The 5,590-nt window shown below is 63.3% G+C and carries 6 protein-coding genes and 1 rRNA gene; 3 read left to right on the forward strand and 4 right to left on the reverse strand.

The window, feature by feature from the left end; genetic code table 11:
• Nucleotides 1-75 (forward strand): 5S ribosomal RNA (gene rrf / locus AC1Q61_RS32525); the annotation flags it as partial.
• Nucleotides 76-373: 298 nt separating this feature from the next.
• Here the strand turns inward: rrf and AC1Q61_RS32530 are convergent.
• Together AC1Q61_RS32530 and AC1Q61_RS32535 are read right to left on the reverse strand one after the other, a co-directional pair.
• Nucleotides 374-1,000 (reverse strand): dihydrofolate reductase family protein, encoded by a 627-nt coding sequence (locus tag AC1Q61_RS32530; protein ID WP_030538093.1) that lies wholly within the window; start codon nucleotides 998-1,000, stop codon nucleotides 374-376.
• Between the two features lie 142 nt (nucleotides 1,001-1,142).
• Nucleotides 1,143-2,735 (reverse strand): adenylate/guanylate cyclase domain-containing protein, encoded by a 1,593-nt coding sequence (locus AC1Q61_RS32535; RefSeq protein ID WP_042926795.1) that lies wholly within the window; start codon nucleotides 2,733-2,735, stop codon nucleotides 1,143-1,145.
• Between the two features lie 42 nt (nucleotides 2,736-2,777).
• On the opposite strand from AC1Q61_RS32535, the gene nucS reads away from it, so the two are divergent.
• Complete coding sequence (gene nucS / locus AC1Q61_RS32540) at nucleotides 2,778-3,452, forward strand: endonuclease NucS (protein WP_007733244.1); 675 nt, start codon at nucleotides 2,778-2,780, stop codon at nucleotides 3,450-3,452.
• Nucleotides 3,453-3,471: 19 nt separating this feature from the next.
• Nucleotides 3,472-3,816, forward strand: a complete 345-nt coding sequence (locus tag AC1Q61_RS32545) for an Rv1322 family protein (RefSeq protein WP_054828484.1) — start codon at nucleotides 3,472-3,474, stop codon at nucleotides 3,814-3,816.
• 7 nt (nucleotides 3,817-3,823) lie between these two features.
• On the opposite strand, the gene AC1Q61_RS32550 is transcribed toward AC1Q61_RS32545, so the two are convergent.
• Both AC1Q61_RS32550 and mce read right to left on the reverse strand, forming a co-directional pair.
• A complete protein-coding gene (locus AC1Q61_RS32550) occupies nucleotides 3,824-4,882 on the reverse strand; it encodes a hypothetical protein (protein ID WP_042452411.1) in 1,059 nt (352 codons plus the stop codon).
• 40 nt (nucleotides 4,883-4,922) lie between these two features.
• Entirely contained in the window at nucleotides 4,923-5,396 is a 474-nt protein-coding gene (gene mce / locus AC1Q61_RS32555) for a methylmalonyl-CoA epimerase (RefSeq protein ID WP_007733251.1), read from the reverse strand.
• Nucleotides 5,397-5,590: the final 194 nt, after the last annotated feature.

Genomic DNA, 5,590 nt, shown 5'->3' on the forward strand with positions numbered 1-5,590 from the left:
AACCCGGAAGCTAAGCCCTTCAGCGCCGATGGTACTGCACTCGACAGGGTGTGGGAGAGTAGGACACCGCCGAACACACATTAGAGAAGCCCCCCAACCAGTACTGGTTGGGGGGCTTTCTCGTACCCAAAACACCCCCACCATCACCCGAAAGTACCTTCGCCGGCACCCCCGACTTCGAGTGAACGGTACGTTCGTCGCCTCAGATCGACCCAACGCACCGTTCACACCATCAGGGGCGGGAGCACAGCCGACTCACCACCCCGTCCGGGATCGAGTGAACGACACGCTCACCCTCTTGGGCGAGGGGAACGGTACGTTCACACCATCAGGGGCGGGAACACGACTGAGGACGACAGGCACTTTGCCCGGATCAGTCGATGCCGTCGGCGGTGGCAGTCGCATACTTCGGCCGGCCAGCCGGCAGATACCTCTGAATCGTCACGCCCTTTGATGTGGCTCGCGATTCGGCCAGCTCTAGTGCGATGTCCGGTCCGGAGTCGGGAAACAGTCGCGTGCCCTGGCCTACCACCACCGGAACGATCAGCAGGATCATCTCGTCGACAAGATCGTTCGCGAAAAGCCAGCGGCACAGGTTGCCACTGCCGTGCACCTGAAGCTCACCGCCGGGTCTGGCTTTCAGTTCGCCGATCGCTGTGGCGGTGTCACCTGAAAGGGCCGTGGTGTTCTTCCATTGCGGATCGGTGAGCGTCGTCGACGCAAGGTGCTTGGGCCGCGAATTCAGTGCGCTTGCAATGGGGTTGACGTCGGGATTCTCGAACGCGCCCCAATAGCCGGCGAAGATCTCGTACGTGTGTCGCCCGAACAGGAACGCGTCAGCGCGCTGGTAGACCTGGACGAGGTAATCCATGGCTTCGGTGTCCACCAATGGCGCGGACCAGCCGCCCCGCTCGAATCCACCTCGCCGATCTTCGTCCGGCCCACCGAGTCCTTGCATCACCCCGTCGAGAGTGGCGATGGTAAAGGTCGTCAGTTTCATAGTCGTACCCATCTCCCAGGCGTCGTCGGATTTCCGCTGTGCCGATATAGACCGTCGAGAAGCGGGAAAGTCATCGAGCGAACGTGGCGTTGATCGCCTTGGACCGACCGAACGTGCCGTTCGCTCAGGGGGGGCGGTGGGGTCAGGGCTGAACGGGCACGGAGTCTGACGGGCTGGTCTCGGACTCCAGAGCGTCGCACGGAATCGCGAGCTCGGTCTGTTCGAGGCGGCCGCGAAGGGTGATGCTCTCGGTGATCGACCACTGTGCAGCCTCGGCACTGTCAGCGGCAGCCACAGCCCGACCGGATGCGGCGACGTTACCCGGAACCGTCTTGGCGACCTCGGACAGTCGCGCCGCTTCGTTGACGGGATCACCGATGACGGTGTACTCGAATCTCTCTCGCGCACCGACGTTCCCGGCTACGGCAACACCTGCGGCGACGCCGATTCCCGCGCTCACTTCCGGAACCTCGGCACGCAGGCGCTGCTGAATCTTGCGGGCAGCGGCGAGTGCGCTGCCGGCGTGATCGTCGAGTGTCGTCGGCGCTCCGAAGATCGCCAGCGCTGCGTCGCCCTCGAACTTGTTGACGAATCCGCCGTGTGCGTCGACCTCGTCGACTATGACGTCGAAGAAACGGTTGAGTAGAGCGACCACCGCCGTAGGGGAGTTGGTGGCCGCGATGGTGGTCGATCCGATGACGTCGACGAAGAGTACGGCAACGTCACGTTCTTCACCGCCGAGTTCCGGGTTTCGGCGAACCGCGTTTGCGGCAACCTCGTGTCCGACGTGGCGCCCGAAGAGGTCGCGTATTCGCTCTCGCTCGCGCAGACCCTCGGCCATGCGATTGAAGCCGGCCTGCAGTAGTCCCAGTTCCGTTCCGTCGTACACGACGACGGACGCGGTGAGGTCGCCACGGGTGACTTGTTCCATTCCTCGTCGCACGGACCGAATGGGGGCCGCGGCGGACCGAATGTTGATGTATGTCAGCCCGAGTCCGACGCACAGGGTGATTCCGCCAATGACGAGGATGGCGATCGCGAGGGCTTGCCACGATGCAGGCCGGATGAAGCTGAAGACCGCCACGAGCATCAAGCCGGTGACGGGGACTCCGCTTCCGAGCAGCCAGACGAGGATTGTCCGGCCGGTCAGTCCGAGAACGGCAGCCTTGCGGGGTGCTCCGGATTCGAGTGCACGCGCAGCAATCGGGCGGAGTGCGAACTCGCTGAGCAGGTAGCAGAAAGCGCACGTGGTGATACCGCTGAAAGCCACGGTGAACAGAACTTTCGGAATGGTATCGGGGTCGACGATTCCGTACATGGTCGTGAAGGTGATGAGCGCGGCCGTCCACAGGACGGCTTGCACTCGGGTCAGTCGCCACGGCCCGCGCAGCGCCGCGCGTTGATTCTGCTCTGTCGGTGGGTGATCCTCGGTGGCCCATCGAAGATCCCGCATCAGCCGTTTGGTGCCCCACAGCAGTCCGATGAGAAAGACACACCCGATGAAGACGGGCACGGCAATGAAGTTGATCCATGCGAATTCGGGGTGGATGATCGCGGGTCCGGGAACCACGAATCCGATGAGCACGATCGCCAGTACCGCTCCGATCAGGTTTGTGACCAGGAGGGGGGCGGTGAGTAGTGCCTGGACGCGGATTCGGCGGCGCCTGGGGCTTTCGTCGGTGGATCCGAGCAGCCACGACCCCAGGGGCGCACTCGGGACACGGCTTCGCTGCATAGTGTGTCGAGAGTAGTCGTAATGATCGCTTAGGGTGGTCCGGTGCGCCTAGTTATTGCTCGTTGCCGTGTCGACTATGTGGGACGCCTGACCTCCCACCTCCCTACCGCAAGACGACTGCTGTTGGTCAAAGCCGACGGCTCGGTCAGTATCCATGCCGACGATCGGGCGTACAAGCCGCTCAACTGGATGAGTCCGCCGTGCTGGTTGGTCGAGACCACCGGGGACGGCGACGACATCCTGTGGGTCGTCACCAACAAGGCGGGCGAGGAACTGCGGATCACTCTCGAAGAGGTCGAGCACGATTCGTCGTATGAACTCGGTCTCGATCCGGGATTGATCAAGGACGGTGTCGAGGCACACCTTCAAGAACTTCTGGCGGAGCATGTCGAGACACTCGGCCCCGGCTACACGTTGGTGCGACGTGAGTACATGACGGCGATCGGGCCGGTCGATCTTCTGGTCCGAGACGCGGACGGTGCATCGGTGGCGGTGGAGATCAAGCGTCGCGGCGAGATCGACGGCGTCGAGCAGTTGACGCGCTACCTCGAATTGCTCAACCGCGATCCGCTGCTCGCGCCGGTCACGGGAGTTTTTGCAGCGCAACAGATCAAGCCGCAGGCAAAGACTTTGGCCAACGACCGTGGGATCCGTTGCCTGGTCCTTGACTACGAGGCCTTGCGGGGCACCGAAAGCACCGAGTTCCGCCTCTTCTGACGCTGTTTAGACTCGAACCATGCCGCGCCGCAAACCTTCGCCGAAGCAAACCCGTCGAACGGATACTCGGCGTGCGCGGGATTCGAGCGCGGAGTCGGCGTCACCAAGCGGTGTGTTGTTCGGCGGAGCGCTGGTCCGGGAGGAACCCGGTCCGGGCGGTGAAATGTACATGGTGAGGCCGATACCCGGCTCCAACGCGACGAAGTTCTATCGATGCCCCGGTTGTGATCACGACATCAGACCCGGCGTCGCTCACGTGGTGACGTGGCCTTCGGAACCGGGCGGCGCGAACGAGCGTCGACACTGGCATACCGGATGCTGGTCAGGCCGCGGTACGCGCAGCCTGACCAGACGGTGGTCCTGAGCGTCGATCAGTTCCTGGACTGGGCTCGCTGCTCGACGGCGCGGGTGTCGATCTCGGCGGTGTTCGTCTCGTCCGAGTCCTCGAGAACGTCGTCTTCGTCGATACTCGGTTCTGATTTGACCTTATCTGAGTCGACCGGATCTGCGTCGGCCTTCTTGTCTTCGATCTCGAGATCTTCCTCGGCTTCGACGATGACCGGAGCGGGCGGTGCATCGAGGAGTTCGCTCTCCCGGTTGACCGATGCGAGCATAGCCGGAACCGAATCGAGTTGTCCGCGAATACCCAAGAGCTGAGCCAGGATTCGGCCTCGGAGAACGCGCAGTTCTTCGGTGAGTTCCTTCGCGTGAGCGATCTTGCGCTCTGACTGATCAGTGGCGGCCTGCAGCCTGCGCTGGGCCTCGTGCGACGCATCGGCGAGTCGACGCTCGGCCTCTGCTTTGCTCGACGACTCCAGCTCGTTGACGGCGGCGACGACCTTGGCGCGGCGCTCCGACATCGAGATGTCGAAGTCTTCGCGGATCTGAGTGCGCTTGGCCTCGGACTCGGCAGCCAGTCGATCCCGCTCGGCCTGCGCGGCTTCGACGATCCGGGCGGCTTCGGTACGGGCCTGCGCCATGGTCTGCTCGTGCATGGTTTCCATCGCGTTGCGACGGTCCTCGAGTTCGGCGATCAGCGACTCGTAGTGACCACGAAGGCGGGCGCCGTCCTGTTCGGCGATGGAGGTCATCTCGGCTGCGTCGGCCTCGGCCTTCGCGCGCACCTCCGAGGCCTCGTCGGAGGCAAGGCGCAGCATGCGGCTGATGCGATCGCTCATGCCCTCCGCAGTGGTGGGCGGTACCGAGAGGCGGTCGACGTCCTTGCGGAGGTCGTCGATGTCGTCGCGTGCATCGTCGAGCTGCTTGGCGAGGTCACGGGCCTGCGCAGCGGCAGCATCACGATCAGCCGCGGTAACTCGCAGCTCCGCGTCGAATCGCTCGAAGTAGTTGCGTACCTCGTCGCGGTCGTATCCCTTCCGTGCGATCTGGAACGGAAGTTGGATCGAACCGCGGTCCTGCTCGTATGCCATGGCGACAATCTACCTGGCATACGAGCTGGAGTCGGGTCTGCTAGTGGCTCGCGTCGGGTTCGACCAGTTCCACCAGGACGCCGCCGGCGTCCTTCGGGTGAATGAAGTTGATGCGCGAGTTGGCCGTACCGCGTCGGGGAGCGTCGTACAGCAACCGAACCCCGCGGTCGCGAAGCTCGGCGGAGATGGCGTCGATGTCGGTGACCCGGTAGGCGAGCTGCTGGAGTCCGGGGCCGCTTCGGTCGATGAACTTGGCGATGGTCGAATTCTCGTCCAGAGGCGCGAGCAGCTGAACGGCAGTGGATCCGGCGGGGGAGCCGACGACGGAGAGCATGGCCTCACGCACGCCCTGCGATTCGTTGATTTCCTCGTGGGTCGACACCATGCCCAGGTGCTGCGTGTACCACTCGATTGCCACGTCGAGATCGGGCACCGCGATTCCGACGTGATCGATCGCGACGACGAGGTCGGACGACAAAGGTGCGAGTGCAGAACTGGGGGAGGTCTGTGTCATACCTTTCACGGTAGCGCTACCGTTTGAGGAGTACACGTCGGGATGTGACTTGGCTCTTAGGCCGCACGGAACCGACGACTATCTCTCTTTTGCAGCCGGAGGAAATCGTGACCAGTTCTGTGATTGTTGCGGGAGCTCGTACCCCGATGGGTCGACTCCTCGGATCGTTGAAAGACCTCTCCGGGTCCGACCTC

This window comes from Rhodococcus sp. MPR-R1B (genome assembly GCF_058793255.1).